This is a genomic window from Homoserinimonas sp. A447 (assembly GCF_054489325.1).
The window spans coordinates 303822-327061 of the sequence record NZ_JBTMWW010000001.1; the positions used below are offsets into that span (position 1 = coordinate 303822).

Genomic DNA, 23240 nt, shown 5'->3' on the forward strand with positions numbered 1-23240 from the left:
CATGAGAACAGCGAAGGGGAGTATCCCTAGAGGTGCCGGTGGTTCCGGGCCTTATGCCGCAATCGTCAGTACGGGCACCATCATCGATGCCCCGGATGCGGTGGCACCAGTCCGCGGACGGTGCGGGAGAGACTTTCGGGCCTCGCCGTACCCGTCCCCACGAAATGGATTCCCCTCTGTGACTACCCTTCCTGTCTGGTTCGAGATCACGTCGCTCATCGTGCTGTCGCTGATCATCGTGTTCGACCTGATCATCGCGTACAAGCGCCCGCACATCCCTTCGGTGAAGGAGTCGAGCCTGTGGATCGGTTTCTACGTCGGCCTGGCGCTGGTCTTCGCGCTGCTGATGTTCGTGCTGGGAGACGTCGAGCAGGGCGGCCAGTTCATCGCCGGCTGGCTGACCGAGTACAGCCTCAGCATCGACAACCTGTTCGTGTTCATCATCATCATGGCCAGGTTCTCCGTGCCGAAGAAGTATCAGCAGGAAGTGCTGATGGTCGGCATCATCCTGGCGCTGCTGTTCCGCGGCATCTTCATCCTGCTGGGTGCCGCGATCATCGAGAACTACAGCTGGGTGTTCTACATTTTCGGACTTTGGCTGCTGTACACCGCGTGGAACCAGGCGTTCACCAGCCACGACGATGAGGAGGAGACCGAGAACAAGATCATCGGCTACCTCCGCCGGCACATCCGCATCACCGACGAGTACGACGAGGCGAAGGTCCGCACGACGATCGATGGCAAGAAGGTGTTCACCCCTGTGCTCATCGTCTTCATCGCCCTGGGCACCACCGACGTCGTGTTCGCACTCGACTCGATTCCGGCGATCTTCGGTATCACTCAGGACCCGTTCATCGTGTTCACCGCCAACATCTTCGCCCTGATGGGCCTGCGGCAGCTCTACTTCCTCCTGGGGGACCTGGTCGACCGCCTCGTGTACCTCAAGTTCGGCATCGCCTTCATCCTCGCCTTCATCGGCGTGAAGCTGTTCCTGCACGCGCTGCACGAGAACGAGGTGCCGTTCATCAACGGCGGCAACGCGGTCGAGTGGGCGCCGGAGATCAGCACGTGGGTGTCGCTCGGCGTGATCGTGGCAGCCATGGCGGTTGCGGTTATCGCGAGCATGATCAAGACGAAGGCGGATGCCCGCAAGTCCTCAATAGAGGAGTAGGTGAATTAGCCAGCCGCGTTGAGGCGTGCCGCGGCCAGGCGCTCCGCCGCCTCCAGGGTGGTGATCTTCTGCTTGCGCGCATCCGCAAAGATTGTCGCAACCGTGTCCCCGATCGCCTCGACCCTCGCGTTGATCGCGGACAGGTCGGCGTCCGCCTCGCTGGCCAGGGCCAGGTAGATCACACCGCCGGCGTTGACCACGAAGTCTGGTGCCCAGAGGATGCCACGGCGATTGAGTTCCGCTGCACCATCATGCTGGGCGAGCTGATTGTTGGCAGCCCCGCATACGCCGGCCACGCGCAGCTCGCTGATGACCTCCGATGTGAGCACGCCGCCCAGGCCGCAGGGGACGAAGATGTCGGCTTCGACGTGGTGTGCGTCGGCGACGTCGACCCAGGTGGCGCCGAGGGAGGCGGCGAACTCCTTCTTGGCCAGGTTCACGTCGGTGACGCTGAGGCGTGCGCCGGCCTTGGCGAGGGCGGTCGCGAGGCGCCCGCCGACCTGGCCGAGACCGGAGATGACGAGGTGGCGACCGGTGAGGTCGCGGCTGCCGTAGATGGCGTCGAGGGTGGCGAGGATGCTCGCGTACACGCCGGCAGCGGTCGCATCCGCCGGCTCGCCGACACCGCCGCGGTCGGCTGGGAGGCCGCAGACGTGGGCGGTGCGCTCGGAAACGACGGCCATCAGCTCGGCACTCGTTCCGACATCCTCAGCGGTCATGTACGCGCCGCCGAGGCTTTCGATGGCGTCGCCGAGGTCGAGCATGGCGTCGCGCTTCTGCTCATCGCTGAGCACGGTGCCGACCGGCAGGTGGATGACGGACTTCCCGCCGCCCCGGTTGAGCCCGGCGGCCGCATTCTTCAACGTCATCGCGGCGGACAGGCGCAGGGAGTCTGCGACGGCATCCGTCCAGTTGTCGTACTGCCAGACGCGGGCACCACCGAGGGCCTGGCCCAGCTTGGTGGAGTGAACCGCGACGCTCATGGTCAGTCCTGAGCGAACGCCGGTCGTGATGAGAACGCGCTCGTGGGTGAACGGAACGGTGGACAGGTCCAGGGTGTGGGCGTCCAGCGTCGTCGATGGTTGCGGGGTCATGCATTTCTCCTTGATGGGTGCCGCTTCGTGGGCAGCACAGTGGCAGAACTCTAGGGCGCAGAGGTGGTGCGCCGCTGGCCACAGCCTAGCCGGATGCGTATGCACACCGAGGCATCCGTTGCTAGGTTATGAAGCGCCCTTCTCTTGGGGATGACGGTGTATGGGGGAATCGATGAACGCTGAAACAGAGCACGAGCTGGTTCTCCCGGACGGAACCCTGCGACTCTCGTTCTCGGCGGCGTCCGACCTCGGCAAGGTTCGCAAGGTCAACGAAGACAGCTTCCTGGCAGGGGACGGCTTGTTCCTGGTCGCGGATGGCATGGGCGGGCACTCCTTCGGTGACCGCGCCAGCCAGTCGGTGGTCAGCACGTTTGCGGCCGTGGTCGCTGAAGGTGGCCAACTGACCCCGGACCGCGTAGTGCAGACGATCCATTCGTCCAACCGGGCGCTGGTGGCGATGACGGATGATGACGATGACGCAGTTTCCGGTACCACGCTGGCCGGCCTGGCACTGGTGCAGTCGCACACGGCTCTCCACTGGATGGCCTTCAACGTCGGCGACTCGCGGGTGTACAGCTGGGACGGCCGCAAACTCGAGCAGGTCACCGTCGACCATTCAGCGGTTCAGGAACTGCTCGACCTCGGGCAGATCACGGCGATCGAAGCCAGCGAGCATCCGCACCGAAACGTGGTTACCAGGGCGATCGGGGTCGGTGACATCGTCGACCCTGACATCTGGCTGCTGCCGGTGGCCGGCCGACAGGTCTTCCTGGCCTGCTCCGACGGACTCACCAAGGAGCTCGATGATGACCAGATCGCGAGCATCCTTGCCGACCGCTTCCAGCGAAACGATGGCCGCACCATCGCGGAACGCCTGGTCGAGGCGGCGCTCGCCGCGGGAGGTGCCGACAACGTGACCGTGGTGGTCGTGGACTCCGAGCTGGTGGGTACGGCGCATTCAGCGGATGAAGACACCAACGACCGGGGAATCCCGCACCACCTCGAAGAGACCAGACCCAGGAAGTAGATGGATGCCGTGAGTCAGTTCCGTTATCGTCCAGCCGGTGCTTCCGGCTGGTTGGCAGTGGCGTGGGGTTCACAGCTGCTGGTGGTGCATCCGCAGGCTGTCGATACCGGGATCGCGGTGTTTGCAGGAAGCCAGGGTGCCGACTCCGCGCCGGGTTTCCAGGTTGCGCTCGACGAGCTCACCAAGGGCGGACTATCGGCGACTCCGCCGTTCGCCTTGCTGGAGTGGTCCGGTGGCGGCAGCGAGCGGGCGGTGCGGGTGATCGTTCGCGGTGGGGTGCAGGCGGTGGTGACTGCGGGTGGGTCGACATACACGATGGACGGCACTGGGGTCTCGACCTGGACAGAACAGAACTTTCAGCAGGTAGCCGATATCGAGGTGGTCGTGGTTCCGGAACCGGCTGAGGCAGCCGACGCACGCTGGCTCCCGATCGAGCGCGGAACGGCGCTGGTTTCGCGCATCTCGTCCGTCCCCGGTGGTGCGGTCACCGCTGATGCACCGGCTGCGTCGACGTCCACGCCGGTGCCCGCGCCCGCGCCGAGCTCAGGGGCTGGCAGCCACCCGGTGACCGATTCGGTGTCCGAGACGACGATGGCCGACCTCCCGGCCGAGCTGGCGGGCGTTCCCGCCGAGCTGCATTCGGATGTTCGGCCCGCCGACGCCGGTTACGACTACCTTTTCGGCGAGACGATGTACCGCAACGTGTCGGATGCCGCTGTCCGGGAGCCGGACCTGGACGTCGAGCAGGCTCCGGCGGCTGAAGTGTCCGCAGGCGATCACGACGGCATGACCATCATGACCGGCGAGCTGAAGAAGCTCCGGGGGAGCCGCAAGGCGAGGACTGCAGTGGATGCGCCGGCCGTTGCCCCACCACCGCCGGCGCTTTTTCTCGAGTTGTCGACCGGTTCACGCGAGCCGCTCAGCCAGCCGGTGCTGGTCGGGCGGGCCCCGACGGCCAGCAAGGTGTCCGGCGGAGCGCTGCCGAGACTGGTCACCATCCCGGGCGACAAGGACATTTCCCGCAACCATGCGCAGTTCGCGGTCGAGGGCGGCACCGTGGTGGTGACCGACCTCCACTCTCGCAACGGCACGCAGGTCGTCATGCCGGGCAAGGCGCCGCAGCAGCTTCGGCAGGGTGAACCGACCGCCGTGATCGTCGGCACGGTGGTGGACCTGGGTGGCGGCGTCACGCTGACCGTGTGCGAGGAGGGCTAGTGCGCCGGCCAACCTCCGTTCCGCCCGACCTTCCCGGCTACACCTTCGTCAAGTTGCTCGGTTCTGGGGGCTTCAGCGATGTCTTCCTCTACGACCAGCACCTGCCCAAGCGGAGGGTTGCGGTGAAGGTGCTCCTCACCGAGGAACTGACCGCCGCGAATCGTGCCGCTTTCGTCGCCGAGGCGAACCTGATGGCGCAGCTTTCCGCGCATCCGTATATCGTCTCGATCTTCCACGCCGATGTCGCCAGCGACGATCGGCCATACTTCGTCATGGAGTACTGCTCCGGGCCCAGCCTGGCCGAGCGGTACAAGCGCGAGCCGATGGCGGTGGCGGATGTGCTGCGCACCGGTGTCCGCGTGGCCGGTGCCGTCGCGACGGCTCACGCCGCGGGCATCCTGCACCGTGACATCAAGCCGGCCAATGTGCTCACCAACGACTATGGGTGGCCCGCCCTCACCGACTTCGGCATTTCCTCGGCGCTGGACGACGAGTTGCCGGTGCACACCGGTACCCTCGACTCGCTGGCCGGTGACACGGGCACCACCGGCAGCGCGTCGGTGGGAATGTCGGTGCCGTGGTCGCCGCCCGAGATGTTCGAGGACGACCCGAATCCGGATGTTCGTGCCGACGTGTTCTCGCTGGCAGCGACCCTCTACACATTGCTGGCTGGTCACACACCGTTCGAGATCCGTGGTCGCTCCAACGGCACGCTCGACCTGATCGGGCGCATCGAGCGCGGGCTGGTGACCCCATTGGAACGCGAGGACGTTCCGCGGTCCCTGGCGGCGGTGCTCGCGAAGGGAATGGCGTCGAACCGCGAGGACCGTTTCGCGACGGCGGTCGAGTTCGCGCGAGCAATGCAGCGGGTCGAGCTCGAGCTGAATTACGCGCCGACCACGATCGACGTGCCGAACCTGATCGTCGACGACTCGGTGCGCGACGGCGCACCGGACGATGATGACGCCACCCGGGCGCGCGGTGTGTCGACCATCGAGGCCCAGCCGGAGGCACCGCTGGTGTCGCCTCCGCCGCCGACCGCGGTGGCGGATGCGACGCAGGTGCGTGGCGCCCAGCGAGTCGAGGCCCAGCCGTCCGCGGAGTTGTCGAGCGAAACCATTGTGCGCAAGCGGATGGTCGCGGAGCCCGTCGTCGACGTCATGCCGGAGGACGCGCCTGAGCCGCGACCATCTAAGGCCAATCGCCTGGTGCTGTGGCTGGCCGGCACGGTCGCCGTGATGATCGCCGCCGGGGTGGCAGTGAGCCTGTTGGTCACCGGGCTGCCGGGGCCGGCCGAGACGGAGCCGACGGTTCCCGGTGGTGGGGGAGCCGCCGTGGTGGAGCAGATCCCGACGCCGGTGCTGGTGTCCGCGACGTCGGATGGCGCCACCGTGACGTTCACGGTGTCCAACCCCGACGCCAACGACGGCGACTCGATGATCTGGCGTCGCACCGACCGCGGGGCCAGCGAGCCACCCCACCAGGTCACGGATGGCGTCTTCACCGCAGACGGCGCGACCGCCTGCGTCGAGGTCCACATCATCCGTTCCGGTCGCGAGTCGGCCAACCCGCTTGAGACCTGTTACCCGGCATGAATCCGCTCAAGATCGAGTTCTGCGGCGAGTGGTACGACGTCGAGCACCCGAACGACTTCCATATCGGCCGCGAGTCAGACTTGGTCATCGATGACAACCCCTACCTGCACCGTCGCTTCCTGCGCATCTACGAGGACTTCGGCATGTGGTGGCTCGGCAACGTGGGCAAGCTGTTGTCGGCGACGGTGACGGATGCCACGGGCGCTGTGCAGGCCTGGCTCGCCCCTGGTGCACGGTTGCCGATCGTGTTCCCCCAATTGCAGGTCCTGTTCAGTGCCGGGTCGACAACCTATGAGTTCACCATCCACGGCCCGCAGGAATATTTCAACACCGCGGCTGCTGCCGGGGGTGCCGGCGGCTCGACCACCATCGAGCCGATCCCGCTCACCTCATCGCAACGCCTGCTGATCGTGGCACTCGCCGAGGACGTGCTGCGGCAGACGTCCCCCGGTCGCGGGCAGATCCCGGCGTCGGCGGAGGCTGCCGAACGCCTGCACTGGTCGATGACCACGTTCAACCGCAAGCTCGACAACGTCTGCGAGAAGCTGGACAAGATCGGGGTTGCCGGGCTGCGCGGTGGACGGGGCAACCTGGCGACGAACCGGCGTCTGAGACTGGTGGAGTACGCGGTCGCCACGCGCCTTGTCAGCCGGGACGACCTCTACCTGATCGATCGCAACGACCAGGATCATCGCTCGGAGTGAACGTCGTATAACGATGGGGAGAATTACCTATGGGCGGGCTGCCGGCTTTTCGTGAGTTGCTGTTAGGTTATTTGAGGTAACCGCGGCACTGTGCTGAAGATTCCGCTCATCGCCGGGCAAGTTTCTGGGGGACATGACAAAGTGACCGCGCCTGCGTTTCGGCTGAAGAGTCGGAAGACTCTCGCCTCGGCGTTGGTTTTCGCCGTCATTGCGGGTGTCCCTCTCACCATTGCCGCACTGCATCCGGGATTCCCCGTCACCGACGTCGACTTGACGGCTCGCGACGTGTGGGTCACCAACGGCGAACAACTGCTCGGAGGCCGCCTCAACCGGCAGATCGATGAGTTGAACGGGTCTGTGGTCGCATCCAGCCCGAACTTCGACGTGCTGCAGGACGGTGACACCCTGTTCATGCACGACCCGGCCAGCGGACGCGTCGAATCAGTGAACCCGGCGTCAACGGAAGTGACCTCGGCCATCGAGGTTCCGCAAGGCGCAGAGATAGCGTACGGCGGCACCACCCTTGCCATCCTGTCGACAGCGGGTGAATTGTGGGCCATCCCCGCGGTCGGCGACCTGCAGTTCAACCACGTTTCCACTGAGCCGTTGCTCGAGATGGGCTCCGGCTCCCATGTCACGGTCACCCAGGACGGCGTGATCATCGCCGTTTCACCGGATGACAAGGCGCTGTACAAGGTCGACTCGCTGGCTGCCGTCCCGGAGAAGAAGGACTTCCCTACGGTGGGTGAGTTCCAGCTTGCCGCGGTTGGCGATCAGGCGGTCGTGCTCGACCAATCCACCAACGAGCTGCTCAACGAGGGCGGCTCCAGGTTCGTGCTCGACGAGGAGGGGCTGCGACTTCAGCAGACCGGTCCGGCGTCCGACTACGCGGTCGTAGCAACGGGCGATTCGCTGCTGAAAGTAAACCTGGGTTCCGGATCTGTTGAGGCCGTGCCCGCGGAGATTTCCCAGCCAGTGGCGGATGCCTCCCGGGTCTCGGCACCGGTGTTCCTCGAGGGCTGCGCCCACGGGGCCTGGGGCGGCGCACAGAAGTACCTGCTCAGCTGCAATGGGCAGGAGCCGTCGGTGGTCGACATCGAGCAGCCCACCCAGGGCAGCGTGCTGGAGTTCCGGGTCAACCGAACGGTGATTGCGCTCAACAACCTGGACAACGGCAATGTCTGGCTGGTCGATGAGAACATGCGGCTGGTGGAGAACTGGGAGGACGTGACCCCTCCAGAGGAGCAGGAGACGGAGGAGGAAGGCGACGAGAAGTCGGCCATCCAGTCCTTCGAAGACACCCTCGCCGAGCGCACCGATACCAACCGCGCGCCGACCGCCAACGACGACGACTACGGCATCCGGCCCGGTCGCACCACGATCCTGCCGGTACTGGAGAACGACTCAGACCCTGACGGGGACGTGCTTGTCATCTCGGCCTACGACAGCATTGCCGAGTCCACCGGAACCCTGGACCCCATCGATGGCGGCCGGGCCCTGCAGTTCACGCCGGCTCCCGGTTTCGTAGGCAGCATCTCGTTCGCCTACACGGTCGATGACGGCAGACAGGGAACTGACCAGGCGCGAGTCACCGCCCGCGTGGTGGCAGAAGGCAGCAACGAATCGCCCGTGGCATTGCGCGAGGCCGGTGTCAGTGTCGAGGCGAACCAGACCATCAGCTACAACGTTCTCACCGACTGGAAGGATCCGGACGGGGACGACATCTTCCTGATCGCAGCGTCACCGAAATCGGGCGATCTGGTCAGGTTCACCCCGGACGGGTTCGTCACCTTCTCGCACCGCACGTCGGAGCTGGGTGAGAAGGAGGTCGTCTTCACTGTGACCGACGGTCGTGGCACACCGGTGCAGGGCACGCTGGTGGTCAACGTGGAGCCGGCCGGGTCGCTGAACCCGGTGGGAACCCCTGACTTCGCCACCACTTTCGTGGACGAGGCGGTCGTCGTGGAGCCGCTGCTCAACGATGTCTCGCCGTCTGGGGCCCAGCTGTTGCTTGCTGCGATCGAGGAGCCGGGCGGAAGCGCCGTCGTCAGTGCCAACACCGACCGCGGAACCATCACGTTCAGCTCATCCGATCCGGGCATCCACTACGTCGTCTACACTCTCACCGGCGGTGCGAACACGAGCTCGGGCATCGTGCGTTTCGATGTCCGAGAGAAGCCGGCGGATGCCGAAATCCCTCCAGTGGCGGTGAAGGATACCGCCTACCTGAGAGGGGACGAACCGACCACGGTGTCGGTACTGTCCAACGACGTCAGTCCCACCGGTCGCATCCTTGCCATCCAGTCAGTGGATGTGCCGGTGGAGTTCACCAGCAAGGGCCTGGTGGTCGAGTTGCTGGAGAGCACATTGGTGCGGGTCACGTCGCCGGCCGCACTGGTCGACCAGGCACACTTCACCTACACGATCTCCGACGGGGTCAGCACGGCCTCCGCGGGTGTGAGCGTTGTGCCGGTTCCCGCGCTGACGAAGCATCAACCGCCGGTGGCACAGAACGATGCAGCAAAGGTGCGCGTCGGCGACATCATCACCCTGGACGTGCTGGACAACGACTTCCACCCGGACGACTCGTCCATGTTCCTGGACACCGAGTTGGTGACGCCGCCCTCCGACGGCCTTGCTTTCGTCAGCCAGGACCGGTTGCGCTTCCAGGCACCCAACAAACCCGGGGAGTACCGCGTCGACTACCGGGTGCTGGACCCGTTCGGTGAGACCGCCGCGGCGACCGCGGTGTTCACCGTCACCGGGCTGGATGAGGCTAACAACCGAGACCCTGAGCCGGTGCCACTCGTGGCGCGGGTGCTCGCCGGCGGAACCATCCGGGTGAACGTCCCGCTGAACGGTATCGACCCCGACGGTGACTCCACCCAACTGCTGAACTTCCCGACCAACCCGTCGCTCGGGTCGGTCGTCGAGAGTGGGCCGGACTACTTCTACTACGAGGCGTCGAGTGCGGCATCCGGCACCGACACGTTCAGCTACGAGGTCTACGACGCCTTCGGCGCCACCGGAGTGGGCGAGATCAAGATCGCCGTCATCCCGGAGCCCGACGAACTGCAGGAGCCTTCCGCGCTGCCCGACAGCGTCTCCATCCGCCCGGGACGCATGGCCCAGGTGGACCTGATGCTGAACGACTCGGACCCGCAAGGCGCACCGATCAAGGTGTCCGAGGAGCTCGTGGACGTGCCGGAGGGCATCGAGGCGAAGGTGGTCGGCCGCCAGTACCTGGTCATCGAGGCGCCGGAGACCGAGCAGTCGTTCTCGCTGCGCTATGAGCTGACCAACGACCGCGGTGGCGCCGCCATGAGTTACGTGCTCGTGCAGGTGACACCGGATGCACCGCTGTTGCCACCATCGGCGACTGACGTCCCGATCCTCACCAAGGACATCGCCGGGGAGAAGTCGATCACCGTCGACGTGTTCGACGGTTTCGCCTTCAACCCGGCCGGACCCAACGAAGACCTCGTCGTCACGGTGGAGGGCCCGAACGCGGACTCCGCACAGCTGCTCGAGAATCCGGGGGAGATCGACGTCACCCCCGGGCAGAAGCGGCAGGCGATCGCATACCGGGTGACCAACGAGTTGGACCAATTGAGCGCGATGGCGTTCATCCTCGTTCCCGCAGCCGTCGACGAGAACTTCGACGACCCTCCGCACATCGACCCGGCTTTGCCCACCCAGTACGTGAGCATGAACGAAACCAGGGAATGGGACCTCTCCGACCTCGTCATCGCCCCGTCCGGACGCGAGGTGTGGATCCCCGACGCGGCGACCGTCAGCGGAGTCCAGAGCAACGGGGACAAGATCCTCGTCGACAAGGACACCCTTCGCTTCACCCCGGTCCAGGACTACCGCGGGCCGGCCGCTATCAACTTCACGGTCACAGACGGGTCATCGAAGAACGACCCGAAGGGCATCAAGGCGAACCTGCGCCTGGACATCGTCGTGGGGGACCCAGAGTTCCGCGACACGCCTCCGGAGTTCACGACACCAAACGCGCAGATCGAGGTCGGCGAGGAGACCGTGATCGACCTGCGCAAGTCGACCGGGCACCCCAACCCGCAGATCCTGCAGGATGTGACCTACTCGAATATCACCGGCGCGAGCAATGGGCTGCAGCCGAGCCTGAACGGGTCCGAGCTCACCATGACGGTTCCCCGGAACACCCCGAAGGGCACAACCGTGGCCCTCGGCGTGACGCTGCGCTGGGATAAGTTCGAGGTTCCCGGAACGATCAATGTCACCGTCGTCGGCTCGACCCGCCCGCTGGCCGTGGCGGTCACCGATTCGCTCGAGATGAAGCGCGGTGGTGGTGATGGGGGCGGCTCCATCACGGCGCATCCGTTGACCAACGACTCGAACCCGTACCAGACGACGGGGGAGGCGCTGAAGATCGTCGACGCCCAGGTGCAGAACACGGGAGAGCCGGCGAACGTCTCATTCACCGCTGACAAAGTGAGAATCACGCCGAACGCGGCTCTCAAGAGTGGCGTCATCGAGGTGGTCTACACGGTTGAGGACGCCACGGAGGACGCCGACCGCCTGGTCAACGGCACCATTGTCCTGGTGGTCAGCGATGTACCGGACCAGGTTGCGAAGCCGACCAGGACCTCAGATATCGGTGGTGACCGGGAGGCGACCTTCCGGTTCACCGCCCCGGCCACCAATGGCAAGCCGATCAGCGCCTACGAGGTCGCGGCGAACCCGTCGAGCGGCGTCACCGTCCCGACCGACTGTCAGCCTGGTGCTGACTGCACGATTCGCGGTCTCACCAACGGGACCGCATACACGATAACCGTCCGCGCCATCAATCAGCACGGACCAGGGCCATGGTCGATCTCGAGTGACCCCGTGGTCCCGTACGGCACACCGGGGACGCCGGCGCCGACCGGCTCGGCGGACTCGCCGTGGGCAACCGCCAACATCACCTGGACCTGGCCGGATGTCGGTGCCAACGGCGGTAACGTGACGTACCACTGGACCACCAGCAGCGGCAAGAGCGGCACGGGAAGGCCGGTCGCCGACAACGGGTTGGGTGCCGGCAACTACACGGTCACCGTGTGGGCGGTGAATACCGGAGGCAAGGAGAGTGCTCGCGCCACCTCCGCGCCAGTGCGCATCCAGAACCAGACGGTGCCGCAGGCGCCGACCAACGTACGCGGTAATGCAGGCAGTGGCACCGCGCCCACCACGATCTCTTGGGCGTGGGGACAACCGGCAAACGCGGGACAGGGTGCGGCGGTCACCGACAACCTGCAGTACCGCCACCGGGTGAACAGCGGAGGCTGGTCTGGCTGGGGCACTGGTCGCACCGCCAGCACCTCTGTGGGGAACGGCGGCGGAACGTTCACCATCGACGTTCAGGCGCGAAACAATGCCGGGGAGAGCGCCATCGGCAGTGCCTCCGTGTCAGTCAATCCGAAGCCGGCCGACCCGAAGGTGAACCTCGCGCGGGGGCAGGCGGTCACCTGCCAGAGCAGTGGAACGTCAGGCTGTTACCGGTACAACATCACCCTGGAGAACTTCGGCGGTGGCGAACACACCGTTCACCTCTATTGCCTGAGCCGCATAGCAACCCACACCTTCTACGGAAACAGCCACTACCCCTCGACGCACTGCGGGTACAACGACACTTACGTGATTGTGGACGGTGTCGAGAGCAACCACGTGAATTTCAATGTTTGACGAAAGGGAACCATGCCAGTAACACAGGAGCAGGCGACGTGGTTCGCGGATGCTTTCCAGAAGTTGATCGCGAACGTCGACAAGGCGATCGTGGGCAAGGACCACGTCATCCGACTGGTGCTGACTGCCCTGATCTCTGACGGGCATGTGCTGCTCGAGGACTACCCCGGCACTGGCAAGACGGTGCTGGCGAAGGCACTGGCCAACACACTGGACGGCAGCACCTCGCGCATCCAGTTCACTCCCGACCTGCTGCCGTCGGACGTGACCGGTGTGCAGATCTTCGACCAGTCGAAGGGCCGGTTCGAGTTCCACAAGGGCCCGATCTTCGCCTCCATCGTGCTCGCCGACGAGATCAACCGCGCCAGCCCGAAGACGCAGAGCGCCCTTCTCGAGGTCATGGAGGAGGGTGTCGTCACGATCGACGGTGAGGGTCACTCGGTCGGTGCACCGTTCCTGGTGATCGCCACTCAGAACCCTGTCGAGCAGGCCGGAACCTACAAGCTGCCGGAAGCCCAGCTCGACCGCTTCCTGATCAAGACAACGCTGGGCTATCCCGACAAGAAGACCTCGGTCGCCCTGCTGATGGATTCCGGTACCCGTGCGCGCGCATCGCTGGTCTCGCCCATCATCAAGCCTGAGTCGATCGTCGCGATGGCAGCGCTGGCTGCTGAAGTGTTCGTCGACGAGTCCGTCATGCAGTACCTCAGCGACATCGTGGATGAGACACGGAAGGATCGCGACGTGGTGCTCGGCGTCAGTATGCGTGGTGCGATGGCCCTCGCACGGGCGATCAAAACCTGGGCCATCACCCAGGGACGCACCTACGCGACGCCGGATGATGTGCGCGACCTGGCCGTCCCGGTGCTCGCTCACCGCGTCATCCTGGACCCCGAGTCGGAATTCGCCGGGGTGAAGGCCGAAGACGTGGTGAGCCGCATCCTGGTGAACATCGAGCCGCCCGCGTACCGCGCCGCCTAGAAGTCAGTGACCACCACGAGCCTGCCAGCCGGCATCTCTGCGCGCCTGCAGAGAATTGCCGGTTCGGCACGACGATTCGCCACCGCCGTGGCTGCCATCGTCGTGCCCGTCGGGCAATGGGCGCGGAGGGTTGTGGGTCCCGTTGTGCGGGTCGTCACTCCACTCGGCTGGCTGGTGCTCGGAATCGGCGTGGCCGCGCTCATCCTCAGCGTGGTGTTCGGCTGGCAGGAATTCACCTACCTCGGCACGGTAACCCTGGCGGCGCTGCTGGTGAGTTGCGCGTTCCTCTTCGGCCGGGCCAGCTACGGCGTGGTGGTCGAGCTGAACCCGCGCCGAGTCGTGGTCGGTGACCGCGCGATGGGGCGAATGCTGGTGACCAACACCGGTGCCCGTGGTCTCCCCCCGACCCGCATGGAACTACCGGTCGGCAGGGGCCTGGCCGAGTTCCAGCTTCCCTCGATGAAGCCCAGGGACGAGCATGAAGAACTGTTTGCCGTGCCCACCAGCCGGCGGGCGGTCATCGTCGCCGGCCCGGCCGAATCCGTGCGCGGTGACGAGCTCGGCCTGCTGCGAAGGGCGCTGAAGTGGGCCGACGCGGTCGACCTGTTCGTGCATCCGAAGACCGTGCGCCTGGTGCCATCCGCCGCCGGGCTGGTGCGGGACCTCGAAGGCCAGGTCTCGAAGACGATCACCAACAATGACATCGCTTTCCACGCCTTGCGCCCCTATGTTCCCGGTGACGACCGGCGTTATGTGCACTGGCGCACCTCGGCTAGGATCGGCCAGCTCATGGTGCGCCAATTCCAGGAGACCCGGCGCTCCCAACTGACCATGATCCACGCGTCCCGCGGCGACCTCTACGCCTCGGACGACGAGTTCGAGCTGGCCATCTCGGTGACGGCTTCGATCGCCGCCCAGGTCATCCGCGACGGCACCCAGATGAACGTGGTCAGCGAGAGCGGACTGTGGCGCACGCAGACGGTGACCTCGATGCTTGACTCCTCCTGCCGGATCGAACCGGTCGGCCGCCTGTTCCAGACGATGCGGCACTTCGCCCGGGAGCGAACCCGCAGGCTGCCCGCACCCAGCGTGGTGATGCTCATCGCCGGCTCCGCGATGAGCACAGCAGACTTCCGCAGCATCCAGTCGTTGTTCGGGCAAGACACCAGCCAGGTCGCCTTCCAGGTGGTTCTCGGCTCGGAACCGAAGATCTCCGCGGTCGCCGGCCTGACGGTGATCACGATCGGTGACCTGAAAGACCTCTCGGCGCTGGTGAGAGGACTGAGCTCATGAGCAACGACACCGGGCAGGGCCTCAGGCGCATCAGTGGCCGCGCCTGGACAGACGTGACCGTGCTGCTGGTGCTGGCGGTCATCGGCCTGATCGGATTCCAGCCATCCTTCGGCGGGTACAGCTTCCTGGTGCCGGCGCTCGGCGGGCTGGCGCTGGGCGCTGCCACCGGCATCCTGGCGTCGCTGTTCCGTCTGAGCCTGGTGCCGACGACCCTGGCGGCCATCGTCGGGTACTTCCTCTTCGGAAGTGCGCTCGCCGTGCCGGAACAGGCCCTGTTCGGAGTGCTTCCGAGCCTGCAGTCGGTGTCGAGCCTGGCCATCGGCGCGGTGTTCGGCTGGACCGATATCGTGACGTTGCGCACTCCGATCGGAGCACCCGAATACATCACCGTGGTGCCATACGTCGCCACCTGGCTGGTCGCACTGGTTTCGACAACGCTTGCCATCCGCTGGCTGACGTCTCGTCCACGCACGGCGTGGCGGTTCGGCGTTGCCCTCATCGGACCGATCGCCATCTACCTGGTGAGCATCCTGATCGGAACGGATGACCCGTACCTCGCCGGCATCCGGGGGGTAACCTTCGCGGTGCTCGCGCTGGTCTGGCTTGGCTGGCGGAGGCCGGCCGGGGCCAGCGTCGCCAAGGCCGGGGCGAGCCGCCTGCGCAACCGGAAGCTGGCCGGAACCGCCGCCATCGTGGCCGCCGCCGTACTGCTCGGTGGGGGAGCCGGCTTCTGGCTGGCACCGCCCAAGGACGAGCGCTTCGTACTGCGCGACGAGATCGAGCCGCCGTTCGACCCGCTGCAATACCCCAGTCCGTTGAGCGGCTTCCGCCACTACACGAAACAGGTCACCGACGAGGTCCTGTTCACGGTCAGCGGGCTGCAGAACGGGGACACCATCCGCCTGGCAACGCTCGATTCGTTCAACGGCAAGCTGTGGAACGTCACCGGTCCGCAGACCAGCACGAACGGATCGGGCACCTTCAACCTGGTCGGGCGCACCATGCCGCAGCAGCGATTCATCACGCCGGATGCCCGCGAGAACGTGACCTTCACCATCGAGACCTACGCCGACGTGTGGCTTCCGAGCGTCGGATACCCCACCAACCTTGAGTTCACGGCAGGGGAGTCGGCCACGGCCTCAGACAACCTCCGGTACAATGACGCCACCGGGACGGCGGTGCTCACCTCCGGCCTCAGCGAGGGCGACAGCTACACCATCGACGCGACCGTTCAGCAGGTCGTGTCCGCCGCAGACCTGGCCAGCGTTTCAGTCGCCGCAATTGAACTCCCGCCGGTCAACGCCGCGCCAGACATCGTGACGTCGAAGGCGCAGGAGTACGCCGCCAGCGCAACGGCACCGGCGGCACAGCTGGAGGCCATCCGGATCGCGCTGGCCAGCACCGGGTTCCTGAGCCATGGCCGGGCATCCGATTCGGTCGCATCGCGGGCGGGCCACGGCGCCGACCGCATCTCTGAACTGCTGGAGCGCAACCAGATGGTCGGCGACCAGGAGCAGTACGCCTCCGCGTTCGCGTTGATGGCGCGCAGCTTCGGCTACCCGGCACGGGTCGTCATGGGCTTTGCGCCGGAAGTGGTCGAAGGCCAGTCGGTCGAGGTCACCGGAGACGATGTGACCGCGTGGGTCGAGGTCGCATTCGATGACGTCGGCTGGGTCGCCTTCAACCCCACGCCGGACGAGACCGACATCCCTCAAGACCAGACGCCCAAGCCGCAGAGTGAACCGCAACCCCAGGTCAGGCAGCCCCCGCGCGTAGATGCAGATGACGAAGACCTGCTGAGCCCCGTCGAGCTGGAGGAGACAGAAGAAGAGGATGACGGCTTCTCACTCGTCATACCCGGCTGGGTCTACGCGCTGGGCCTCAGCATCCTGATCCCGGCAGCCATCATCTTCCTGCCGATGCTCGCAGTCGGGATCGTCAAGGCTCGACGGCTGAGGCGCCGCCGCACCGCCGCAGCCGCCCACGACCAGGTGGCCGGGGCGTGGGAGGAACTGGTCGACCGTTACTCTGAGCTCGGATTCGACGTTCCGGGGAAGTCCACGCGGGTGAGGGTCGCCGACCACCTGGAGGGCCAGCTGTCAACAGAGAACCACGTCCCGTTGCATTCGATCGCGATCGTTGCGGATGAGGCGGTGTTCTCCGGTCAGGAGGTCCCGCCAGAGCAGAGCGAACAGGTGTGGAGCGAAGCGCTCGCCGCTACCCAAGCAGGTCGTGCCGAGCTCAGCAGGGTGCGCCGCATTCTCAGCCGGTACCGCATCCGCTCGGCCAGGGACTGGGCGGCGAAGCTGTCACAGAAGTCAGACGAAAGGGTGGGGCATGCGTCTCAAAGTCACTCTCGCACGTAGTTCGGGCAGCGTCGATGACATAGTCGTGACGACGGATGCTGCGGCCAGCATCTCTGACATCGCGTCGACCATTGCCAGGGTCGACCCCCGGCCGGCCGCTCAAGCGATCGATGAGGAGGCGCTGACGCTTCGTGCTTCGCTTCCCGGGCACGACGAGTGGCTGATCCTGCCCCCCGACGCGGCGATCGGCGAGGCCTGGGTGGGGTCGGGCGCCCGGGTCGAGCTGGCGGATGCCGGGATCTTCTACTCGCCGCGCGGAACCGGCCAGGGGCCGACTGTTGCCACCGTGCGTGTTGTTGCCGGGCCGGATGCGGGCAGGGAGTTCCCCTTGCAGGTTGGCTCCACCATCCTGGGGCGCGACGCCGGTTGTGACGTGGTGCTGTCCGACCCCCTGGTGTCCAAGCGCCACGTGCGCCTGGAAATCTCTGACGTCGTCGAGGTTGTCGACCTGGGGTCGGCAAACGGGTTGGTCGTCGATGGCGGCCTGGTTCCGCGCCTCGTGGTCACCGAGACGGAAACCGTACTCGTCGGGGACTCTGAGCTCGAGATCACCGTCGCTGAGACGGTGGCGTCGAACGGGCTGGTGCAGCGCGCGGGCCCGGTCATGTTCAACCGGTCGCCGCGGGTGGAGTCGCGCTATCCCGGCCGAACGTTCTCGGCGCCGGAAGTACCGTCGGAGAAGGACGACGATCCGTTCCCGTGGCTCGCCATGGTCGCACCCGTGCTGCTCGGAGTGAGCATGTGGATGATCTTCAACCGTCCAGCCGCCCTCCTGTTCGTGCTGATGTCACCGCTGATGCTCATCGGCAACTTCTTCATGAACAAGTCCAAGAACAAGCGCAATCTGAAGAAGGCGATTTCCAAGTTCGACCTGCACCTGGCGTCCCTGTCGAAGCAGCTGGCGTCTGAGGTGGTGGTGGAGCGCGAAGCCCGGCTGGCGGAGTCTCCATCGACAGCGGATGCCCTCGACCAGGCGATGCGCCGCGGCCCGCTCACCTGGACCCGGCGAGCAGAGCACTGGTCGTTCCTCAACGTGCAGTTGGGTATCGGAACGATGAAGTCCCGGAATGTGATCGACTCGGCATCCCGCGGTGACCTGCTGCCCGAGTTCCAGGAGCGCCTGGACGTGGTTATCACCGAGCACGAGAAGGTTTCCGGTGTTCCCATTGTCGACAACCTGTACGACTCGGGTGCGATCGGTGTCGCGGGTCAGGCAGCCGATACGGTCGGTGCCGTCAATGCGATCCTGGTGCAGCTGACTGCCCTGCATTCACCGGCCGAGCTGGTTGTCGCATCGTTGGTCACCCCCCAGTGGTCGCGCGAACTGGGCTGGCTGAAGTGGATGCCGCACACCTCCTCCCCGCAGAGCCCGCTGGGCGGGAGCCATCTCGCGGACAGCTCGTCGAGTGCATCCGTACTGCTGTCGGCCCTCGAAGAAGTGGTGTTGAAGCGCACGAAGGAGGCGGAGGCGCGTCGCCGCGGCGCGATGGAGCAGCGCCGCTCGGCGCTCGAGCGGGGTGCGGATGCCGGTGAGCGGGAGACTGCGGACGGCACCCAGTCACCAATTCCGGCGATCGTGGTGCTCATCTCGGACGATGTGGCCGTCGACCGGGCACGGCTGGTGCAACTGGCCGAGCGCGGTGCCGATGCGGGTGTCTACCCGATCTGGATGGCGTCGGAAGTCGAGCAACTCCCTGCGGTCTGCCGCACCTATCTGCACATCACGGCGGATGCGCCTCAGGCAACGGTGGGGCTGGTGCGCCTCGGCGAGGTGATCACCGATGTGGAGGTGGAGCTGATCGATCCCGATTCTGCACTGGCGTTCGCGCGCCGGATGGCACCGGTGGTCGATGCTGGGGCGGTCGTTGCCGACGACAGTGACCTGCCGCGCTCCATTTCGTTGGTGACAGTGCTTGGCCATGAACTGGTGGAGGCCAGCGATGCGGTGGTGGACCGGTGGCGGCAGAACGAGTCGATCCACGATCGCACTCCCGGGGCAACACCCGCCAAGCGCCGCCCGGGCAAGCTCCGCGCGGCGGTCGGCAGCGCCGGTATCGACTCCATGCACCTGGACCTTCGCACCCAGGGCCCACACGCCCTGGTCGGCGGAACGACCGGCTCCGGCAAGAGCGAGTTCCTGCAGGCCTGGGTGCTCGGAATGGCCGCGGAGTACAGCCCGGACCGGGTGACCTTCCTCTTCGTCGACTACAAGGGCGGCTCGGCCTTTGCGGACTGCGTGAGCCTGCCGCATTGCGTCGGACTGGTCACCGACCTGAGCCCTCACTTGGTTCGTCGTGCCCTGACCAGCCTGCGCGCCGAGCTGCACTTCCGGGAGCACCTGCTGGTGCGCAAGAAGGCGAAGGACCTGCTGGAGCTGGAGAAGCGAGGCGACCCGGAGAGCCCGGCGGCACTGGTGCTGGTGATCGACGAGTTCGCTGCCCTGGTGGGGGAGGTTCCGGAATTCGTCGACGGTGTCGTCGACATCGCGCAGCGCGGTCGGTCGCTCGGCATCCACCTGATCATGGCGACTCAGCGGCCGGCTGGCGTGATCAAGGACAACCTGCGCGCAAACACCAACCTGCGCGTTGCGTTGCGGATGGCCGACGAGTCTGACAGCAGCGACGTGATCGGCACGAAAGACGCCGCCCACTTCGACCCGTCAATCCCTGGCCGCGGTATCGCGAAGACCGGGCCGGGCCGCCTGCAACAGTTCCAGTCGGCATACGCGGGCGGTTGGACCTCTCGCGAGCCGGAACGCCCGAGCATCGATGTCGCCGAACTGCGCTTCGGCGGCGAGGCACCCTGGGAGGAGCCGCGCACGGAGGTTGCCCTGGAGTCGAGGGATCTCGGCCCGACCGACCAGCAGCGGTTGGTCTCCTCGATCGTGGCCGCGGCATCCGCTGCTCGGATTCCGGCTCCCCGCCGCCCGTGGCTTGACGAGATCGCGGCGGTGTACGACCTGTCGCTCCTGCGCCAACGCACCGACAGCGAGTTGGTGATCGGGGTGTCGGATGTTCCCACCAGGCAGCAGCAGCATCCGGTCTATTTCCTGCCCGATGTCGACGGTCACATCGCGATCTACGGCACGGGTGGGTCAGGTAAGAGCACCGCGCTGCGCACCCTCGCCAGCGCGGCGGCAATCACCCCGCGCGGGGGCCCGGTCGAGGTGTACGGTCTCGACTTCGGCACCGGCAGCCTGCGAATGCTCGAGGCGTTCCCCCACGTGGGCTCCATCATCGGTGGCGATGACTCCGAGCGGGTTGTTCGACTGTTCCGCTACCTGAAGACCCAACTCGAGTCGCGGGGTCCTCGCTTCGCCGCGGCCAATGCGTCGAGCATCACCGACTACCGCACATTGACCGGCTCTCCGCTGGAACGGCGCATCCTGTTGCTGATCGACGGCTTCCCATCGTTCCGTGAGGACTGGGAGGTGGCCAGTGGCCGGGCGGTCTGGTACGACGTGTTCAAGGACATCCTGAGTGATGGTCGCCAGCTCGGAATGCACGTGGCGTTCACGGCTGACCGGCCGGGTGCCGTTCCGTCGTCCGTGAGTTCCAGCATCCAGCGTCGCGTGATCCTCCGCCTGGCCGACGACACCGGATACAGCATGCTGGATGCCCCGAACGATGTTCTCAGCCCGTCGTCTCCGGCCGGACGCGCGATCGTCGACGGCCTGGAGACCCAGGTCGCTGTGCTCGGTGGTTCCCCGTCGATGACCGAGCAATCAGCGGCCGTGCAGAAGCTGGCGGAGTCGATGCTGCGGGCCGGGACAAGGCCGGTCGACCCCATCGATGCGCTGCCGAAGGAGTACGCGCACTCGACCCTGCCCGACGGGGTGGCGGACTTCCCGGTGTTGGGTGTCGGTGACGAGGAACTGGCCGCGGTCGGGTTCGATCCGCGCGGCACTTTCCTCCTGTCTGGTCCGCCGGCAAGCGGTCGCAGCAACGCATTGGAGTGGCTCGCCAGGTCGGTTGCACGCGCCGACGCGCCGGCTCGCCGCTACTATCTCGGCAACGCGCGTTCGGGGCTCGCAGGGGCGCTCGAATGGACGGGCGCCGCCACGACGATCGAACAGGTGGCCGCGCTCGCCAAGGACCTGTCCGCTGCCGTCGCCGATCCTGAGACGGAGGGCAGGATCGCCGTGTTCGTCGAGAACATCCCCGATTTCCTGCAGACCCCGGCAGATGCCGCCATCGTCGAACTGGTGAAGGCGGTGAAACGCAGCGAGCATCTTCTGGTGGCCGAGGCGGAGACAACCTCGTGGAACGCGTCGTGGCCGTTGTTCGCCGAGATCAAGAACGCCAGGCGTGGGCTTCTGCTGCAACCGGATTCGATTGAAGGTGACATCCTGCTGAAGACGCCGCTGCCTCGGGGCAGCCGCAGCGAGTTCCCGCCAGGTCGCGGCATGTACATCGCCCGCGGCAAGGTGTCGCGCGTGCAACTCCCGCTGCTGTGATCGCGTGCATGGGTAGTGCTCCCCATGGGGGTGCCGGCGCGCTGTCTACTACTGTCGTACTGGCACTGTTGAGAGGGGCACACGATCGTGGCTGAGCAGCTGATTGTCGACACTGAGTTCCTGCGCGATACGGCGGCTCACATTGCGACGGTGAAGTCGGAGTTCGAGAATGCGAACGGCAACAGCGAGGATGTGGCGACCGCGGTCGGGCACGCCGGGCTCGCCGAGCGGGTGCGTGGGTTCGCGAGCAATTGGGACCACCGGCGCAGCGAGCTGGTCGAGCAGCTCACCACCGTGCACGACAACCTGGTGAACGCGGCAGACGGCTTTGAGGCCACGGACACGGAGCTGGCTGTGGCGATTGAGGGAGACCAGTAATGCGGCCGGATGATTGGGCACCGATCGGCCACGATCACGACCCAGTGCCGGGCAACGCTTCCGTCGTCAGTTCTGCCGCCACCGACTATGCGAATGTCGCCACCGCGATTGAGGAGGCGGCGAGCAACCTTCGTGCGCTCGCCTGCCTCGACGAGTCGGTGAGTGAGGCAGTGGCGGCCATCATGGAGCAGGCGGATGAAGTCGCCGGTCGCATCGAGAGGGCACACGAACGCTACTTCGGCGTGGCGGAGGCCTTGAGCGCCTATGCAGTGCCGTTCGCTGAGGCCCAGCGATGGTCCGTCGACGCCCTCGACGCGGCGATCGCGGCGAATTCGGCTGTCGCAACAGCACAGGACACGGCGGACCTGTACCAGGCCAAGCTCCGGGAAGACGACCTGTCGCCGACGCTCGAGGCGTACTACCAGCAGAAGTTTGAAACGGCGTCGGCCAGCGTGCGCACCAACGGTGGCTCGCTTGAGCAGGCGGTCGCGCTGCTTCAGTCAGCCATCACCCACCGTGACACTGCCGCGACCACGGCCATCGGGGCCATTTCGGACGTGGAGAACAGCGGTGACCTGAACGACAGCTGGTGGGACAACACAGTCCAGTTCATCAACGAGCACAAGGACATCATCGACAGGATCGTCGAAATCGTCGGCTGGATCGCGACGGCCGCAATGGTGATCGCCCTGTTCATTCCCGGCCTGAACGCGATCGTGGGAGTGATCCTCCTCGTCGCCACCATCATCCAGGTGGCCAACGCGATCGTGCAGGGCCTGGCAGGCACGATGTCGCCGTCCGAGGCCATCTTCACTGTCGCGCTGGCCGCCCTGACGTTTGTCGGCGGGAAGGTGGCCACGACGATGGCTACCAACGCGACCCGCACCACGGTCGCGACATCGGTGCGTACCAGCTATGCCGGAAGTGGCATCGCCGGGATGACTCAGCAGCGTGCCCTGGGTCTCGTGGACACGGCAGGGGTGTTCGGTGATGTGCGCAACCTGTCACTCATGAGGCAGCTGCAGAACATCGGTACCGATTACCGGGTGATCGCACAACTCGATTCCATGGCGAATGTGCAACTTCTCTCCGGCAGCCACGCCACCGGCGCGGCCACCGCCCTGAACCGGCTGTCCGCCTATAACGCCAGTTCAACGGCCGGAGGAATCGCGATCGAGCTCGGGCAAGTGGGCGACAGGGTCGGGTCGTTGACGGGGGACTCCACCTGGAGGCTGGGCAGCAACTGGTGAGGAAATT

The 23240-nt window shown here is 65.9% G+C and carries 13 protein-coding genes; 12 read left to right on the forward strand and 1 reads right to left on the reverse strand.

What is annotated here, in order from left to right:
* The first annotated feature begins 178 nt into the window (after window positions 1–178).
* Window positions 179–1171 carry a TerC family protein gene (locus ACX3O0_RS01445; protein WP_459090304.1) on the forward strand — a complete coding sequence of 331 codons (993 nt, stop codon included), beginning with the start codon at window positions 179–181 and terminating at the stop codon, window positions 1169–1171.
* A 5-nt stretch (window positions 1172–1176) separates the two neighbouring features.
* Here the strand turns inward: ACX3O0_RS01445 and ACX3O0_RS01450 are convergent, their stop codons facing one another.
* Window positions 1177–2265 carry a Glu/Leu/Phe/Val dehydrogenase family protein gene (locus ACX3O0_RS01450; protein WP_459106541.1) on the reverse strand — a complete coding sequence of 363 codons (1089 nt, stop codon included), beginning with the start codon at window positions 2263–2265 and terminating at the stop codon, window positions 1177–1179.
* A 172-nt stretch (window positions 2266–2437) separates the two neighbouring features.
* On the opposite strand from ACX3O0_RS01450, the gene ACX3O0_RS01455 reads away from it, so the two are divergent.
* The 11 genes from ACX3O0_RS01455 to ACX3O0_RS01505 all read left to right on the forward strand — a co-directional run bounded on the left by ACX3O0_RS01455 (window position 2438) and on the right by ACX3O0_RS01505 (window position 23233).
* A complete protein-coding gene (locus ACX3O0_RS01455; protein WP_459106542.1) occupies window positions 2438–3292 on the forward strand; it encodes a PP2C family protein-serine/threonine phosphatase in 855 nt (284 codons plus the stop codon).
* Entirely contained in the window at window positions 3293–4507 is a 1215-nt protein-coding gene (locus ACX3O0_RS01460; protein ID WP_459106543.1) for an FHA domain-containing protein, read from the forward strand.
* Window positions 4507–6102, forward strand: a complete 1596-nt coding sequence (locus ACX3O0_RS01465) for a serine/threonine-protein kinase (RefSeq protein ID WP_459106544.1) — start codon at window positions 4507–4509, stop codon at window positions 6100–6102. The genes ACX3O0_RS01460 and ACX3O0_RS01465 overlap by 1 nt, the downstream gene beginning before the upstream one ends.
* Window positions 6099–6806, forward strand: a complete 708-nt coding sequence (locus tag ACX3O0_RS01470; RefSeq protein ID WP_459106545.1) for a hypothetical protein — start codon at window positions 6099–6101, stop codon at window positions 6804–6806. Before ACX3O0_RS01465 ends, ACX3O0_RS01470 begins: the two co-directional genes overlap by 4 nt.
* 141 nt (window positions 6807–6947) lie before the next feature.
* On the forward strand, window positions 6948–12509 hold the full coding sequence (locus tag ACX3O0_RS01475; protein ID WP_459106546.1) for an Ig-like domain-containing protein: 5562 nt from the start codon (window positions 6948–6950) through the stop codon (window positions 12507–12509).
* Window positions 12510–12521: 12 nt separating this feature from the next.
* Window positions 12522–13490 (forward strand): AAA family ATPase, encoded by a 969-nt coding sequence (locus ACX3O0_RS01480; protein WP_459090319.1) that lies wholly within the window; start codon window positions 12522–12524, stop codon window positions 13488–13490.
* Window positions 13491–13496: 6 nt separating this feature from the next.
* Window positions 13497–14783 carry a DUF58 domain-containing protein gene (locus ACX3O0_RS01485; RefSeq protein ID WP_459090321.1) on the forward strand — a complete coding sequence of 429 codons (1287 nt, stop codon included), beginning with the start codon at window positions 13497–13499 and terminating at the stop codon, window positions 14781–14783.
* Window positions 14780–17149 carry a transglutaminase family protein gene (locus tag ACX3O0_RS01490; protein ID WP_459106547.1) on the forward strand — a complete coding sequence of 790 codons (2370 nt, stop codon included), beginning with the start codon at window positions 14780–14782 and terminating at the stop codon, window positions 17147–17149. Before ACX3O0_RS01485 ends, ACX3O0_RS01490 begins: the two co-directional genes overlap by 4 nt.
* Entirely contained in the window at window positions 17121–21605 is a 4485-nt protein-coding gene (locus ACX3O0_RS01495) for an FtsK/SpoIIIE domain-containing protein (RefSeq protein WP_459106548.1), read from the forward strand. The genes ACX3O0_RS01490 and ACX3O0_RS01495 overlap by 29 nt, the downstream gene beginning before the upstream one ends.
* Before the next feature lie 87 nt (window positions 21606–21692).
* Entirely contained in the window at window positions 21693–21983 is a 291-nt protein-coding gene (locus ACX3O0_RS01500) for a type VII secretion target (RefSeq protein WP_459090327.1), read from the forward strand.
* Entirely contained in the window at window positions 21983–23233 is a 1251-nt protein-coding gene (locus tag ACX3O0_RS01505; RefSeq protein ID WP_459106549.1) for a hypothetical protein, read from the forward strand. Before ACX3O0_RS01500 ends, ACX3O0_RS01505 begins: the two co-directional genes overlap by 1 nt.
* Window positions 23234–23240: the final 7 nt, after the last annotated feature.

Excerpts from the sequence above, each read along its gene's own strand:
- ACX3O0_RS01450 (WP_459106541.1), bottom strand. The coding sequence starts at position 2,265 with ATGACCCCGCAACCATCGACGACGCTGGACGCCCACACCCTGGACCTG.
- ACX3O0_RS01455 (WP_459106542.1), top strand. The coding sequence starts at position 2,438 with ATGAACGCTGAAACAGAGCACGAGCTGGTTCTCCCGGACGGAACCCTG.
- ACX3O0_RS01460 (WP_459106543.1), top strand. The coding sequence starts at position 3,293 with ATGGATGCCGTGAGTCAGTTCCGTTATCGTCCAGCCGGTGCTTCCGGC.
- ACX3O0_RS01470 (WP_459106545.1), top strand. The coding sequence starts at position 6,099 with ATGAATCCGCTCAAGATCGAGTTCTGCGGCGAGTGGTACGACGTCGAG.
- ACX3O0_RS01480 (WP_459090319.1), top strand. The coding sequence starts at position 12,522 with ATGCCAGTAACACAGGAGCAGGCGACGTGGTTCGCGGATGCTTTCCAG.
- ACX3O0_RS01490 (WP_459106547.1), top strand. The coding sequence starts at position 14,780 with ATGAGCAACGACACCGGGCAGGGCCTCAGGCGCATCAGTGGCCGCGCC.
- ACX3O0_RS01495 (WP_459106548.1), top strand. The coding sequence starts at position 17,121 with ATGCGTCTCAAAGTCACTCTCGCACGTAGTTCGGGCAGCGTCGATGAC.
- ACX3O0_RS01505 (WP_459106549.1), top strand. The coding sequence starts at position 21,983 with ATGCGGCCGGATGATTGGGCACCGATCGGCCACGATCACGACCCAGTG.